Below are 13471 nucleotides of genomic sequence, written 5' to 3'. Positions count from 1 at the left end.
CGAGCAGCTGCCTGTCTGTGCGTCCTTGGTCAACGCGCGCAGACACGGAAGCCCATGTCGTAGCAGCTGTAGTCGGGCAGGTTGTAGATCCGCACCCATGCCAGGCAGCCGCGGGGGTCACAGTTGTTGTAGAACGAACCACCGCGAATCACGCCCAGCTCGACCTCTCCCTCCTTCGTCTTGATGACGCGACCGGGCTTGCTCGCGTCGTACGGGTAGTGGTGGAAGGCGCTGGCGGTGATCTCCCAGACGTTGCCGGTAAGGTCCACGACGCCGTACGGCCCGGCCGACTGCGGGTAGGCGTCGACGGGGGTGGTGTCGGCCACGTTCATGGTGTGGTTGCAGTGCTCGGCGGTGGGCTCCTCGTCGCCCCAGGCGTAACGGCGGCCGTCGGTGCCGCGGGTAGCCTTCTCCCACTCGGCCTCGGTCGGCAGCCGCGTCCCGGACCACGCGCAATAGGCGGCGACGTCGAGGGAGCTGACGTGGGTGACCGGGTGGTCGTCCTTGCCCTCCAGGGTGGACTCCGGGCCGTGCGGGGTGCGCCAGGACGCGCCGTCGATGTTCTTCCACAGGTAGTCCTGGTCGGGGACGACGACGCTGGGGTCGCCGATCCAGACCCAGCTCCTGCCCTTCTTCTCCGCGTCGGTCACATGGCCCGTCGCCTCGACGAAGCGGCGGAACTCGGCCACGGTCACGGGGTACTTGGCCATGCGGAACTCGGCCACGTCGACCTGGTGCTCCGGCGCGGCGGCGCGTGGCTTGCCGTCCTCCCGCAGCTCGTCGGAGCCCATCGTGAAGGGGCCGGCGGGAATGGTGACCCAGTAGTCCGCGGGGAGTGCCTCGGCGAGGGTCGGTTCAGCCGTCAGCTGAGTCACGGATTCTCCTTATGTCGTGGTGGAGGATGCGGCCGGAACGAGCCGGCCGTCGAGGTAATAGCGCCATACGGCGGACAGGGGCGCGCTGCCGCAGCGCAGCAACCGATCGTGGAAGGACTTGAGTTCGGCGTCCGAACCACTCACGCCGGCCCTCTCGCGCCAGCGCCGGATGTGGAGTTTGCCGAGGGTGTACATGGCTCCGGCGGGGTTCGCGACCACGGCCAGCACCTCACGGCCGGCCCGCTCGGGCGACCACGCGCACAGCGTGGCGGCCTCGGCGGCGGCCGCTCCGAACTTCCGGCGTCCGGAGTGGAGGGAGAGGAACACCAGCAGGCGGGTGGCAGCCTCCAGCGCGTGGCGCAGAGCGGCGACCTCGACGAGCGGGCGGCCTTCGGCGAGGCCGCGCTCGATCGCCAACTCCTCCGCATAGTGGGCCCACCCCTCGGTGGTCCCGGGGAACCACGGCACGCACCTGCGGATCACGCCGGCCTGCCGGGGAGTGGCTTCGTGGTGCAGGTAGTGGCCGGGCACGGCCTCGTGCACGGCGATCATCTCGAGCATCGGCTCGTTGAGATAGTCGCGCAGTGCGGCGGGGTCCCGCGGCTCGGGTACGTGCAGCACGTGTGGCTGCGGCACCGGTTCGAGGGCACCGGCGTGGTCGAAGACGACCGCGGCGGAGGTGGCGGCGTCGCGGGCGGGACGGATGTCGAGACCGTACCGGTTGGTGAGCGTCACGACGTCCTGCTCGGCCCAGAACTCCCGCAGCCGCTCGATGATCCCCGACAGCGCGGTGACCACCGGTCCGGCGGGCAGCCGCGCGTTCATGAGTCCGTACGCCTCCTCCCTGCAGCTCACCCCCAGTCGTGCGGCGAGCGCGTCGAGGCGGGCGACCAGGCGGCGCACCTCGGCCTCGGCCTCGGCGAGCAGTTCCTCCACCGGGATGTCGATCCCCTCGGCCGCCTCCAGGTAGGCGGCGAGTCGCTCGGGGCCGTGGACCGCCCGGATCGGCCGGGTGGTCGCGACGGCGTCCGCGAAGCCCAGGAACGCGACGCGGGCCGCGTCGGCCAGCCGCAGCAGTGAGTCGCCGGCTACCTCCGGCCGGACCGCGACGAGTTGGGCGGCGAGGTTCGCCACCGACGCCGCGCGGGACCTGGCGTTCTCGATTCCGCTGATCCGCTCACCCGCGGGCAGTGTGTCGCCGAACGTCCTCCCCGCTGCGGCGAGGAAGTCCGGCAGCCCCGCGAGATGGCGGGACAGCGCCCCGACGCGTTCGTCGAGCGGCGCGTAGTCGCCCCGCAGGTACCCGAGGACGTCGGCTTCGGCCAGCCACAGCTCCGGCCCGCGGTGAGGCCGGCCGAGCTCGGCGATGCGGAACCGCTCGTCGGTGAGTACCCGCATCGCCGTGCCGAGGTCCGCCCGCACCTCCGGATCCGCATTCTCGGGCAGGATGTCGAGCTGCGCACGGACCGCCGTCAGCAGACGGTCCACATCGCAGAGCGCGTCGGGCAGTACGGCCGGCAGCCGGGCGTCGAAATCGTGACGGCCCGCCCGCCGAGCCACCTGCGGATAGCGCTCGAAGACGTGGTCGACCACAGCAGAAACGGAACTCAGGGCAGCAGACGTCATGTCACTTTTCTCGGAGAACAGTGGGCCGGTGACGTGCGGAGGAGGGACGCGTACGTGCGTCACGGAATTCGAGCCGGATATTCCGGCTAAGCCGCCCCGTTACCCGGGTCGGGCTCGATGATGTTCCCGTCGTCGCCGTAGATCACGTCGTCGTCGAGGTTGGCCAGCATATTGCGGAGCTCCTCGGGCGACATAGCCTTCAAATCGTCGGCGTCGACCAGTTGCGAGAGTACCATTCGACTTCCCTGTGCAGTGAGAGATCCGGAGTTTTCGAGGGCCTTGCGCACGCTCTTCGGTCGCATGTCGGTCCACACTCTTTCGATGTGATCGAGACATTCCTGTCGGGGGCGGGGGTCACCCATCGAAGCCCAGCCATTCGGCAGGTCACGAACCGCGGGCCATATCGAGTACTGCTCCTCGCCATTTATCACCACGAGGTACTGGGTGTTCTCGTCGTCAAACATCGGATAGAGGTCCCCTACTGTCGGCCCCGGTGAGGGATTGGCGGGATGTGCTGCCTGCGGGAGATGCTGTCGGACATTCGGCTGACGTCCATTTGATCAGGCGAGAAATTTATTCTCGCAAGTTCCACCGGATGGAAGCTAGGTCAGGCCGATTGACAGTGTCAAGAAACGGAAAATGGCTGGGTGCTCAACCGGTGGGGCGCACCCGGTTTCCCTTGACCATATGACCGGGCGTGGGAATGCTCGCCCCTCGGTACAGGTACTCCGCCAGGCTCGGGAAAAGGAGCTGGAGTAACCGCCACGACCGAACTCGCGCTCCCCGACCCGGAAGGTTACGAGCCGCGCGGAAGCCGTCCAAGCGGTCCGCCCGAACACGGGGCGTCCCCGAGCGGCGGTCCTGCTCTGTTCGACCGATGCCGCGCCTCACTTGGACAGCGGCCGGCGCGGACTCCGGTCGCCACGGCACCCGCACGGGTGCCGGCGGCCCCTGCCAGGACGACGAATAGGAGATGTCAGTGACAACGACGGCCCCACCGGTACCCGTGGATGTGCGGACCGAGCTGAGCCCGGAGGAGTTCCGCTCCACCTACATGGGGCGCAGGCCGGTGGTGATGCGTGGCGCGGCCGCACACATGCCCGCGGTGTCCACTTGGTCGGCTGCCCACCTCGGCACGGTGGCCCCCGAGCAGCGGGTACGCGTCAAGGTGGGCACGGTCTCCACAGGCCGCACCGCCGTCGTCCGGCTCGGCGAGTACGCCCGTCAACTCGCCGAGTGGGAGGCATCGGTCGCCCAGGGGGGCGATGCCGGCGATCCCCCCGGCTATCTGCACGACGTACCGCTGCTCTCCATGCTTCCGGAGCTTCGGCGCGACCTGGAACCGTTCCCCGTCGACTACTTCCCGGCGTTCTTCCGCGACCAGTGGTGGAAGTTCACGCAGTTCTTCGTCGGACCCGCGCGCGCGGTGACTCCGCTGCACTTCGACACCCTGCTCACCCACAACCTGTTCTTCCAGGTCCAGGGATCCAAGCGGTTCGTCATGGTGGCCGATGCCGAGCGCGGCAAGTGCTACACCTACAACTGGCGTTGGGCCGGGGTCGATCCTGAGGACCCCGACCTCGACCGGTACCCGCACTTCCGCGACGCAACGGTGCTGACGTGCGACGTCGAGGCGGGTGACGTCTTCTACATGCCACCCGGGACCCTGCACAAGGTGATCTCCCCGGGAGCGTCGATCTCGTTCAACATCGACTGGCACGACCGGGCCAGCGCCCTGCGCGGCGTCGCCGCGGTGCGCGAAGGCATGCCACTGAGGAACCTGCGGTACAACGCGCTGTTCGCGCTCGGGGTCGTCGCCGGTCTGCCGCGCGGTCTGCTCATGCCGGGCCTGCGCTCGTACTACTCCTACATCTCCTGACAAGGGCCGGCCCTCGGTCGCGCCACTCCTCGTACACAGAAGGGGCTTCCATGAGCATCTTCGACCAGCACGAGTCGAACGTGCGTACCTACAGCAGGCGTTGGCCGGTCGTCTTCTCACGCGCGACCGGCAGCCGCCTGCACACCGATGAAGGACGAAGCTGGCTCGACTTCTTCGCCGGAGCCGGTTCGCTGAACTACGGCCACAACAACCCGGTGCTCAAGCGGGCGCTGCTCGACTACATCGGCAACGACGGCGTCACCCACGCGCTCGACATGTTCACCACCGCACGGCACGACCTGCTCGACACGCTCGTCGAGGTCGTGCTGCGGCCACGGGGCCTGGACCACAAAGTGGTCTTCCCGGGCCCGGGGGGCGCCAACGCCGTCGAGGCGGCTCTGAAACTGGCCCGCACGGTCACCGGCCGCAGCGAGGTCGTGCACTTCACCAACTCGTTCCACGGGGCGACGCTCGGCGCACTCGCGGTCACGGGCAACCCCGCCCACCGCCGGGCCGCCGGGATACCGCTGACCGGCGCCACCCCGGTGCCGTTCGACGGCCAGGACGGCCGGTCCGGGCCGGACTTCCTGGCGCAGCTCCTGGCCAATCCGGGCAGCGGGCTGGACCGGCCGGCCGCGGTGATCGTGGAGACCGTGCAGGCCGAGGGCGGGGTGAACGTGGCGAGCACCGAGTGGCTGCGCGCACTCGCGGACCTGTGCCACCGGCACGAGATCCTGCTCATCGTCGACGACATCCAGGCCGGCTGCGGCCGGACCGGCCCGTTCTTCAGCTTCGAGGACGCGGGCATCGTGCCGGACCTGATCTGCCTCTCGAAGTCGATCGGCGGATACGGGCTGCCGCTCGCGCTCACCCTGGTCCGGCCGGAGCTGGACGTCTGGCGGCCGGGTGCCCACAGCGGCACGTTTCGCGGTGTGAACCCGGCGTTCGTCACCGCCACGGCTGCGCTGTCCGCCTACTGGCGGGACGACGCGCTCGAGAAGTCGACGCGCGCCAGGGGCGAGTGGACGGCGAACGCCCTCCACGACATCGCGCAGGCACACCCCGGTCTCGGCATGTCCACCCGCGGCCGCGGCCTCATCCAGGGTCTGGTGGTCGGGGAGGGGCTGGCCGACGAGGTCGCCGACGAGGCGTTCACACGGGGCCTGCTGGTGGAGACCGCCGGTCCGCGGGACGAGGTGGTCAAGCTGCTGCCGCCGCTCACCGCCTCCGACGCCGAACTCTCCGAGGGGCTCTCCATCCTCGAACAGTCCGTGCGCGCGGTCGCCGGGCGGACTGCTCGAGCACGCTCATGACCGTTCCGGCTGTCGGCACGACAGCGATCTCAGACAGGAATCCGCTTGTGAACCCACCGCGCACCGACCCCGTTCGCTGCCAGCCGCACGTCCCGGCCCGACGGGAGGCATGCTGATGGCACGGAGTGGGAGCGACAGCAAACGTCTCGCCCGGACCCGCGCTCTGGAGCCGCTCCGCATCCGGGAGTTCCGCATCCTGTGGATCGGACAGGCCGTCTCGGCCGCCGGGGGCGGGATGACCAAGGTGGCGCTGATCTTCGCTGTACTGGCGGTGGACGGCTCGGTGACCGACATCGGGCTGGTCATGACCGCGCAGGTCCTTACGCAGGTCGTCTTCTCGCTGATCGGCGGGGTGTGGGCGGACAGACTGCGCCGCCAGGTCCTGATGCTGTCGTCCGACCTGATCCGCGCGGCCGCGCAGCTGGCGCTGGCGGCTCTCCTGGTGACCGACACGGCCAGGGTGTGGCATCTGGCCGTCGGCGCCGCGATCTTCGGTGGCGCCCAGGCGTTCTTCGGCCCGGCGTCCAGAGGGCTGATGGCGGAGATCATGCCCGCGGAACAACTCCAGCGCGGCAACGCGCTGATGTCGTTCTGCATCAGCGCCTCCACGGTTCTGAGCCCGGCGCTGGCCGGCGTGGTGATCGCCTGGTGGGGACCGGGCCTGGTCCTGGCGGCCGACGCCGTCACGTTCATCGTGAGCGCCGTCTCGCTGGGGATGCTGCGGCTGGCACCACGCACGCTTCCCGCGGCCGAGACGTTCTGGCGCGATCTGGGCACCGGGTGGCGCGAGCTGTCCGTCCGGCGGTGGCTGTGGCTCAACATGATCGTCCACATGCTGCAGAACCTCGCGGTCGCGGCCTACTACGTGCTCGGCCCGGCGATCGCGAACGAGTCCCTCGGCGGGCCGTCCGCCTGGGGCATCGTCGTGTCGGGCTTCGCGGCCGGCGCCCTGACGGGCGGGTTCGTCGCACTGAAGCTGGAGCCGCGCCGCCCTCTGGTCGTCGGTAACCTCGCGCTGGTCCTGACCGCGTTGCCCCTGCTGGCGCTGGCCGTGCCGATGCCGCTGTGGTGCGTGGTCGGGTCGGCCTTCGTCAGCGGTGCGTCGACGCTGTTCCTCGACGCCCTGTGGCAGGCGTCGATGCAGCAGCTGATCCCCGTCGAGGTGATGTCGCGGGTCGAGTCCTACGACTGGCTCATCTCCACCGTCGCCGCGCCGCTGGGCCTTGCCCTGGTGGGCCCACTGGCCGCCCAGGCGGGTCAGGCCGAGGCTCTGCTGATCGCCACGGTGATGATCGTCGTCCCGTGCGGCCTCACCCCGCTGGTGCCCGGCATCCGAGCGGTACGGCGTGCTCCCGACGGAAAGATCACCGGACCGGCCGTCCCCCAGCTCACCAGTGCGTGAGCCGACCGAACGAGGAGTCATGGCCAAGGGACAAGGCGAATGGATCCGCCGGTTCAGGGCGGCGCCCGACGCGGCGGTGCGGGTGATATGCCTCCCGCACGCCGGGGGGTCGGCGAACTACTTCAGACCCCTGGCTGCGGCGCTGTCTTCCGCGGCCGAGCTGCTGGCCGTGCAGTATCCCGGGCGGATGGACCGCGTCAACGAACGGTACGTCACCGACTTCACGGAGTTGACCGAGCGCACGCTCGACGCGGTGCGCCGGGTGGCGGACCGGCCGGTGGTGCTGTTCGGACACAGCATGGGCGCGCTGCTGGGCTTCCAAGTGGCCAAGCGCCTGGAGGCCGAGGGAATCGCGCCGCTGACGCTGTTCGCGTCCGGAGCGCGGCCACCGGGCCTGTCGCTTCCCCCGCACACACGGCCGCGGGACGACGAGGAGCTGATGGCGGACCTCGCCCTGCTGAACGGCACCGACATGAGATTGCTGGACAACGCGGAGATGCGTGCTCTGGTGCTGTCGGCGCTGCGCGCGGACTACCGGATGCTGCGGACCCACCGACGCGACGACTCGGTGCTGGCCTGTCCCGTCATGTCGCTGACCGGGGACGACGACCCGGTGGTGTCCATCGACGACGCCCGTGGGTGGGCACGCCACACCGCCGGCCTGTTCGGCCTGCGGGTGTTCACCGGCAAGCACTTCTACCTCGACGGCCGGTGGGGCGAGGTCGGCACGGTCATCACGGATCGTGTCGCGGCGATGGGGCCGCTGCGTGCGGGCTGACACCACGACGAAGCACCCCCTCGTCCGCCGAGCGCGGTGAGGGGGTGCTTCGTCGTGGGCCGGCGTGCCCGGACCGGCCGGCGTCAGCCGTCGGCCTGCCACGCCGGCCGGGCCAGGACCTCCAGAACGGCGCAGCCGAAGCTGAACCCGGTGGAGTCGCCCAGCATGACGACCCGGTCACCCGCCTCGACGGCCGTCGTCTCCAGCAGGTGGGTCAGTCCGACGAACGAGTCGCCGCCGCTGATGAGGTGACCGACGGTGCGCCCCAGCTCCCAGGTCGTGCACTTCTCGTCGATTCCGAACTCGGCGAGGAAGTCTTCCTCGACCAGAAAACGTCCGGTGTAGGGGAGAAGCCAGTGCTTGATGTCGCCGGCCTCGAGACCGGCGTCCGCGAGCGCGCCCCGCACACAGTCACGCTTCGCCTCGGTCATCGTCTGCATCATCGACATGATCCGTGCACGCTGCGCACGGAGGTACGCGCGGCGATCCTCGAACCGGGCGGCGTCGAGTCCGGTGAGCCCGCTGAACCTGCCGTCCCCCACGATCTCGGTGGCGAGCAGCCGTGCAACGCCGCTCCCGCCGCCCACCACCATGGCGGTCGCCCCGTCGGCGGCCACCGCGCCATGGTCGTCGCGGTACCGGTCACCCTCTCTCGCGTACTTGTCAGCCGAGGTCAGTACCGCCGCACGGCCGGCGGAGACGTACATCGCGCCGACCTCCAGCGCCGCGAGCGCCCCGTTGCATCCCTGCCGCAGTCCGAAGGCCCGAGCCCGGCCGTCGTGGGCCATGCCCTGGACGTAGGACGCCGGTTCGGCCACTCCCTCCGGGCCCTGTTCGTCCACGTAGGCGTGGACGAACAGGCCGATCTCGGCCGGGTCGGCGGGGGACCGAGAAAGAGCCTTCCGCGCGGCCTCGACGGCCATGTCCGCGGCGCAACCACCGCTCGCGACCGCTATCGACGCGTAGCCGTGCGCCTCGCGGACGGCGGGGTCGTACCGGCCGGCGGCCACGGCGTCCGCCACCGACTCGCGCTCCCCCAGGACCACAGCACAGGACCGCACATACACATCGTCCCAACGCACGAAACAGCCTCCGGAAGTCATCAGGGTGGTGGTTCTGGGCGTGAACGGCTGCGACCGTAACGGCGCGCGTCCCGCCCCGGCAACGTCCGTCCGGCACTGGCGGAGCGCGCCCGCCCGCACGGTGTTCACGCTCGTCGTGCGCGCCTTCACCGGGCGGTGGGCCTGGGGGTACGATCCCGCGACGAACCACGCCGGGAACGGCAGCCGGTCGCACCGCGCCCCGCGTGCCCCTCCCCCCGTCTCCTCCGGCCGGAGGGCGTGCGGTACAGGCCGCGTGCTGCCCGGGCGGCGGAGCTGAGACGCAGTCAGGCAAGAGGTCCTCGCGATCCGCGAGCGGACCGCCACGAACACGCTCGACGACGGTAACGGCAGCCGTCGCACGTTGGGAGTCCACATGTGCCAAGCAGAACAGGCAGATACAGCACGACCACTGACGCTGTGGGGCGGTGCCGCGGAACCGGGGTGCCTGCTCGACGGACTGGTCCGTGCGGTGGAACGGCGGCCCGGACGGCTCGCCGTGGTCGACGGGGCGACCCGGCTGACGTACGAGGAACTGTGGGCCCGGGTCGGCGCGCTCGCGGCATCCCTCGGCCGCCACGGCATCGGTCCTGGCAGCCGGGTCGCGGTGACCGGCGCGCGCGGCGCACCCACCATCACAGCTCTGCTGGCCACCATCGCCGTCGGCGCCACCTGTGTGCCGCTGGACGCGTCCTACCCGGTGCGCCGCCTCGACTTCATGCTGCGTGACAGCGGCGCGAGCCTGCTGCTGCACGACGGCCCCTCGCCGGTGACGGCGTGCGGGATCACGACCCTCGCCATCGAGGACGCCGCCGGGGCCGGGGGCGACGGCTTCCGGCCGGTGGCCTGCCGGCCGGACCTCCCGGTCTACGTCATCTACACCTCCGGGTCGACCGGCCTGCCCAAGGGCGTTACGATTCAGCACAGTTGCCTCGACCCCCTGGTGGCCTGGCAGCGTGGCGACTCCGTCCGGCCGACACTGCGGACCGCACAGTTCGCTCCCCTGAACTTCGACGTGAGCTTCCAGGAGATCCTGGGCACCTTGTGCGACGGCGGCACCCTCGTCATCGCCCCCGAGTCGCTGCGACGCGATCCGTTCACCCTGCTGAAGTGGCTGGCGGACCACGCCGTGGAGCGGCTCTTCCTTCCCTACGTCGCCCTGCACATGCTGGCCGTGGCGGCCTCGGCGCACGACGGCGACCTCGGGCTCTCGCTGTTGGAGGTGAACACGGCGGGCGAACAGCTGCTGTGCACACCACCGATCAAGGCGCTGTTCACGGCGCTCCCCCGGGCCAGGCTCAACAACCACTACGGTCCGTCCGAAACCCACGTGGTGACAGCCTGGACGCTGCCCCGCGACCCCGCCGACTGGCCGCTTGTGCCGCCCATCGGCCTGCCGCTTCCGGGCTGCGAGCTGCTGGTGGACCCGGGTGAGGCGGAGACCCCGGCCACCGGTGAACTGCTGGTGGCCGGTGCCCCGGTCTCCCTGGGCTACCTCGACCGACCCGAGCTGAACGCCGAGCGCTTCGTCACCGTCGCGCGTACGCCCCAGGGACACACCCGCGCGTTCCGCACCGGCGATCTGGTGCGCGTCGAGGACGGTCTCGTGCACTTCCTCAACCGTCTGGACCACGATGTCAAGATCCGCGGTGTACGCGTCAATCTCCTCGAGATCGAGGCCTGCCTGATGCAGCAGCCCGGCGTCGCCACCGCGGTCTGCACAGCCGTCGAACCGGTCCCCGGCTCACGACAGCTGCGGGCCGCCGTCACCCTGCACCCCGGCGCAACCGGACCCGGCGACCTGCGCGCGGCGCTGGCCGAACTGCTGCCGGAGGCCTCGGTGCCCGCCTCGGTGACCGTGCTCCCCGGACTGCCCCACACTCCGAGCGGCAAGATCGACCGCAGCTCGGTCGCGCGGTCCCTGACGACCGGAGGCGGACGATGACGGCCGAACCGGCCCTGGACGACGCCGCCACGCCCTACCGGCGACGCATCGCCGAGATCTGGTCGGCCGCACTGTGCAGCGAGGTCACCGCGGCGGACCACGACTTCTTCGCCGCGGGCGGCGACTCCTTCCAGGCGGTGCTCGTGACCGCCTCGGTGCGCCGCGAGTGGGACATCGACGTCCCCGCCCAGCTCCTCCTCGATCACCCGGTGCTTGCGGACTTCGCGGGTCACGTGGCCCGGCTGGCGGACGAGCGGGTCCGGTGAGGTCACGCAAGGCGGCGAGGACCGCCGGGGAGCTGGAAGGACACGGACGTTGCTGAGGATCCTGGACTATCCGGGGCGCCGGCCGGAGGCGCCGGTCACCGCGCTGGGCCTTGACGGCATGGTCGGTCTGCTCGACGACCCCCTGCCTGTCGAGGGAACCGGCCCCGCGTACGCGGCCCGGCTCGACGTCGGCCCCGAGCCGATCCTGGCGTACTGCGCCGCCTCGGCGATCGCGGTGCACCTCGCCCACCGGTCCGCACGGCCGAACCCCCTGGTCCTCTTCGACCCGATGCCCGCCACCGACGACGACATCGCGCGCGCCTACGCCGCCGCGGTCGCCCAGGTGCCGGGGGGCTCCGAAAAACCACTGCCGTTCGATGAACTGCCCTCCGAACCGACGCAGTTCCTCGACTCCGTGCGCGCGGACCTCAATCGGCGTGTTGACGCGGCGCTGCGGGCCCAGGGGCTGAGCGGTGACGTGATCGCCGAACCGGCGGCGCACTTCGTCCGGCAGCACCTTTCGTATCTCTCCTACCTGCTCGCGGCACGGGGCGCACTGCCCGACGGGCCGGTCGGGCCCATGCTGCAGGTCCTCTCCCGCGAACATTCCGACCACCGTGGCTGGCTCCCCCCGGGGCAGCTGACCACCCTGCGTATCGACAGTGACCGGGCCGGTCTCACGGCCCACGAAGCGGCGAGGAGCGGCACGGCGTCGTTCCTGGCCACGGTGATGAGGAGGCAACACATATGACCGACGACGACCTGCGGTCCGCGGTGCGGACGGTCTGGGAAGAAGTGCTCGACACCGTCGTCGACGACGACACCGAATTCTTCGATGCGGGCGGTACCTCGTTCGCCGCACTGCGCATCATCGCGACCATCAACGGCCGCCGGGGAACCTCGGTCTCGGTGAAGGTGCTGTTCGACAATTCCCGCTTCGGTGACTTCACCGCCGCCCTGGGCCACGAACCCGGGGTCGTCCAGCACGCCTGACCCGGCGTGAACCGTTCCGCACACCACCACGAGTTTTTCCGGGCCATCGAAAGCAGGGGGCAGCCTTGTCGGTTTCGTTGACGGTCGATCTGTTGGATCCAGCGCTGTACTCGGAGGGAAATCCGCACGAGGTCTGGCGGGCCATGCGCGAGGCCGGTCCCGTACACCACCAGGTGGCGCGGACCGGCGCGGAGCACTGGGCCGTGGTCGGCCACACGGCGGGCAAGCAGGTGCTGCACGACTGGAAGACATTCACCTCCACCCGCGGGGCGCTGCTGCGCGCGGACGACAACGCCGCCCCCTACCCCGGCGCCGGCAGAATGCCGGTCCTCACCGATCCGCCGCGCCACACGGATCTGCGCCGGGCCGTTGCCCGAATGTTCACCCCCCGTGCCGTGGAGGGGCTGAGCGCGCTGGCGCACGAGGTGGCCCGCTCGCTCCTGACGGATCTGTGCTCGCAGGGCGGTGGCGACTTCGCCACCGAGGTGGCCGCGCGGTTCCCGCTCGCGGTGCAGGCCGAGATCCTCGGCATACCGGTGGAGGACATCCCCCTGATCCTCGATGCCACGCGCCGCTCCGTGGACGATGCGGAGCACGATTCCTTCGGTCACCACGATGTGATGACCTACTTCCTGGGGGCGCTCGGCACGACGCGGGGCGCAGCCGGCAGCAACCTGATCGACACTCTGCTCGCAGCGCGGGCGGACGGCCTTCCCCTGTCGGACGAGGAGATCGTCCTGACCTGTGACAACATCGTGGTGGCCGCGAGCCAGACCGTTCAGCACGCGGTGAACGGCGGCCTGTTGGCTCTGATCGAGCACCCGGCGGCGTGGGCGGAACTGCGCGAGGGACGGGTGGACACCGGCTCCGCGGTGGACGAACTGCTGCGCTGGACCGCACCGGCCACACATGTGATGCGCACCGCGGTACACGACACCGAACTGGCGGGAACCACGATCCGGGCCGGGGACGCGGTGGCGGTGTGGATCCCCTCCGCCAACCGGGACGCCACCGTCTTCGACCGTTCCGGGGAGCTGGTCCTGGCACGCAGTCCCAACCCGCACATGTCCCTCGGCGGCGGCATGCACTTCTGCCTAGGCGCCGCCCTGGTACGCGTGCTGATGCGGGCGCTGCTCACGGAACTCACCCGCTCCGGGGTGTCGCTGACGCTCGCGAGCCGGCCTGTGTGGCACTCCACCTGGGCGGTCAACGGCATGCGCTCGCTGCCCGTGGAGATCTCTCCCGTCTGACCCGCGATACGGACAGAGGTGTGGGGCCCGCCGCGTACGCGGCG

The 13471-nt window shown here is 70.4% G+C and carries 13 protein-coding genes; 9 read left to right on the top strand and 4 right to left on the bottom strand.

Annotated features, from left to right (window positions below; genetic code table 11):
- Positions 1 to 29 precede the first annotated feature (29 nt).
- The 3 genes from JKV81_RS03515 to JKV81_RS36645 form a co-directional block, all read right to left on the bottom strand.
- On the bottom strand, positions 30 to 875 hold the full coding sequence (locus JKV81_RS03515) for a formylglycine-generating enzyme family protein (protein WP_129265552.1): 846 nt from the start codon (positions 873 to 875) through the stop codon (positions 30 to 32).
- A 9-nt stretch (positions 876 to 884) separates the two neighbouring features.
- The gene (locus JKV81_RS03510; protein WP_129265551.1) at positions 885 to 2501 is read right to left on the bottom strand and encodes a DUF885 family protein; all 1617 of its coding nucleotides are present in this window, start codon (positions 2499 to 2501) and stop codon (positions 885 to 887) included.
- An 86-nt stretch (positions 2502 to 2587) separates the two neighbouring features.
- Positions 2588 to 2965 (bottom strand): MbtH family protein, encoded by a 378-nt coding sequence (locus JKV81_RS36645; protein ID WP_129265550.1) that lies wholly within the window; start codon positions 2963 to 2965, stop codon positions 2588 to 2590.
- A 515-nt stretch (positions 2966 to 3480) separates the two neighbouring features.
- Between JKV81_RS36645 and JKV81_RS03500 the strand changes: the two genes are divergently transcribed.
- The 4 genes from JKV81_RS03500 to JKV81_RS03485 all read left to right on the top strand — a co-directional run bounded on the left by JKV81_RS03500 (position 3481) and on the right by JKV81_RS03485 (position 7873).
- Positions 3481 to 4380: a cupin-like domain-containing protein gene (locus tag JKV81_RS03500; RefSeq protein ID WP_202074886.1), complete on the top strand. Its 900-nt coding sequence runs from the start codon at positions 3481 to 3483 to the stop codon at positions 4378 to 4380.
- Between the two features lie 50 nt (positions 4381 to 4430).
- Complete coding sequence (gene ectB, locus JKV81_RS03495) at positions 4431 to 5693, top strand: diaminobutyrate--2-oxoglutarate transaminase (protein WP_129265548.1); 1263 nt, start codon at positions 4431 to 4433, stop codon at positions 5691 to 5693.
- A gap of 115 nt (positions 5694 to 5808) precedes the next feature.
- A complete protein-coding gene (locus tag JKV81_RS03490; RefSeq protein ID WP_164992717.1) occupies positions 5809 to 7095 on the top strand; it encodes an MFS transporter in 1287 nt (428 codons plus the stop codon).
- A gap of 19 nt (positions 7096 to 7114) precedes the next feature.
- Entirely contained in the window at positions 7115 to 7873 is a 759-nt protein-coding gene (locus tag JKV81_RS03485) for a thioesterase II family protein (protein WP_129265546.1), read from the top strand.
- Between the two features lie 83 nt (positions 7874 to 7956).
- Here JKV81_RS03485 and JKV81_RS36060 read toward each other — a convergent pair whose 3' ends face one another.
- Positions 7957 to 8934, bottom strand: coding sequence for a ketoacyl-ACP synthase III family protein (locus JKV81_RS36060; protein WP_164992716.1), 978 nt, complete (start codon positions 8932 to 8934; stop codon positions 7957 to 7959).
- 415 nt (positions 8935 to 9349) lie between these two features.
- Here JKV81_RS36060 and JKV81_RS03475 point away from each other — a divergent pair, with 415 nt between their 5' ends.
- From JKV81_RS03475 to JKV81_RS03455, 5 genes are all read left to right on the top strand, one after another.
- Complete coding sequence (locus tag JKV81_RS03475) at positions 9350 to 10918, top strand: AMP-binding protein (protein ID WP_129265544.1); 1569 nt, start codon at positions 9350 to 9352, stop codon at positions 10916 to 10918.
- On the top strand, positions 10915 to 11184 hold the full coding sequence (locus tag JKV81_RS03470) for a phosphopantetheine-binding protein (protein ID WP_129265543.1): 270 nt from the start codon (positions 10915 to 10917) through the stop codon (positions 11182 to 11184). The genes JKV81_RS03475 and JKV81_RS03470 overlap by 4 nt, the downstream gene beginning before the upstream one ends.
- A gap of 49 nt (positions 11185 to 11233) precedes the next feature.
- Positions 11234 to 11935, top strand: coding sequence for a hypothetical protein (locus JKV81_RS03465; protein WP_129265542.1), 702 nt, complete (start codon positions 11234 to 11236; stop codon positions 11933 to 11935).
- Positions 11932 to 12177, top strand: coding sequence for an acyl carrier protein (locus JKV81_RS03460; RefSeq protein WP_129265541.1), 246 nt, complete (start codon positions 11932 to 11934; stop codon positions 12175 to 12177). The genes JKV81_RS03465 and JKV81_RS03460 overlap by 4 nt, the downstream gene beginning before the upstream one ends.
- A 92-nt stretch (positions 12178 to 12269) precedes the next feature.
- On the top strand, positions 12270 to 13427 hold the full coding sequence (locus tag JKV81_RS03455) for a cytochrome P450 (protein WP_129265540.1): 1158 nt from the start codon (positions 12270 to 12272) through the stop codon (positions 13425 to 13427).
- Positions 13428 to 13471: the final 44 nt, after the last annotated feature.

The organism is Streptomyces silvae (genome assembly GCF_016745505.1).
In the GTDB taxonomy this organism is placed as follows: domain Bacteria; phylum Actinomycetota; class Actinomycetes; order Streptomycetales; family Streptomycetaceae; genus Streptomyces; species Streptomyces silvae.
This window is presented reverse-complemented; position numbering and strand designations above follow the sequence as displayed.

What these genes read in the sequence shown, in the direction of transcription:
- JKV81_RS03475 (WP_129265544.1), top strand. Translation starts at nt 9,350, where the DNA reads ATGTGCCAAGCAGAACAGGCAGATACAGCACGACCACTGACGCTGTGG.
- JKV81_RS03490 (WP_164992717.1), top strand. Translation starts at nt 5,809, where the DNA reads ATGGCACGGAGTGGGAGCGACAGCAAACGTCTCGCCCGGACCCGCGCT.
- JKV81_RS03460 (WP_129265541.1), top strand. Translation starts at nt 11,932, where the DNA reads ATGACCGACGACGACCTGCGGTCCGCGGTGCGGACGGTCTGGGAAGAA.
- JKV81_RS03485 (WP_129265546.1), top strand. Translation starts at nt 7,115, where the DNA reads ATGGCCAAGGGACAAGGCGAATGGATCCGCCGGTTCAGGGCGGCGCCC.
- JKV81_RS03510 (WP_129265551.1), bottom strand. Translation starts at nt 2,501, where the DNA reads ATGACGTCTGCTGCCCTGAGTTCCGTTTCTGCTGTGGTCGACCACGTC.
- JKV81_RS03470 (WP_129265543.1), top strand. Translation starts at nt 10,915, where the DNA reads ATGACGGCCGAACCGGCCCTGGACGACGCCGCCACGCCCTACCGGCGA.
- JKV81_RS36645 (WP_129265550.1), bottom strand. Translation starts at nt 2,965, where the DNA reads ATGTTTGACGACGAGAACACCCAGTACCTCGTGGTGATAAATGGCGAG.
- ectB (WP_129265548.1), top strand. Translation starts at nt 4,431, where the DNA reads ATGAGCATCTTCGACCAGCACGAGTCGAACGTGCGTACCTACAGCAGG.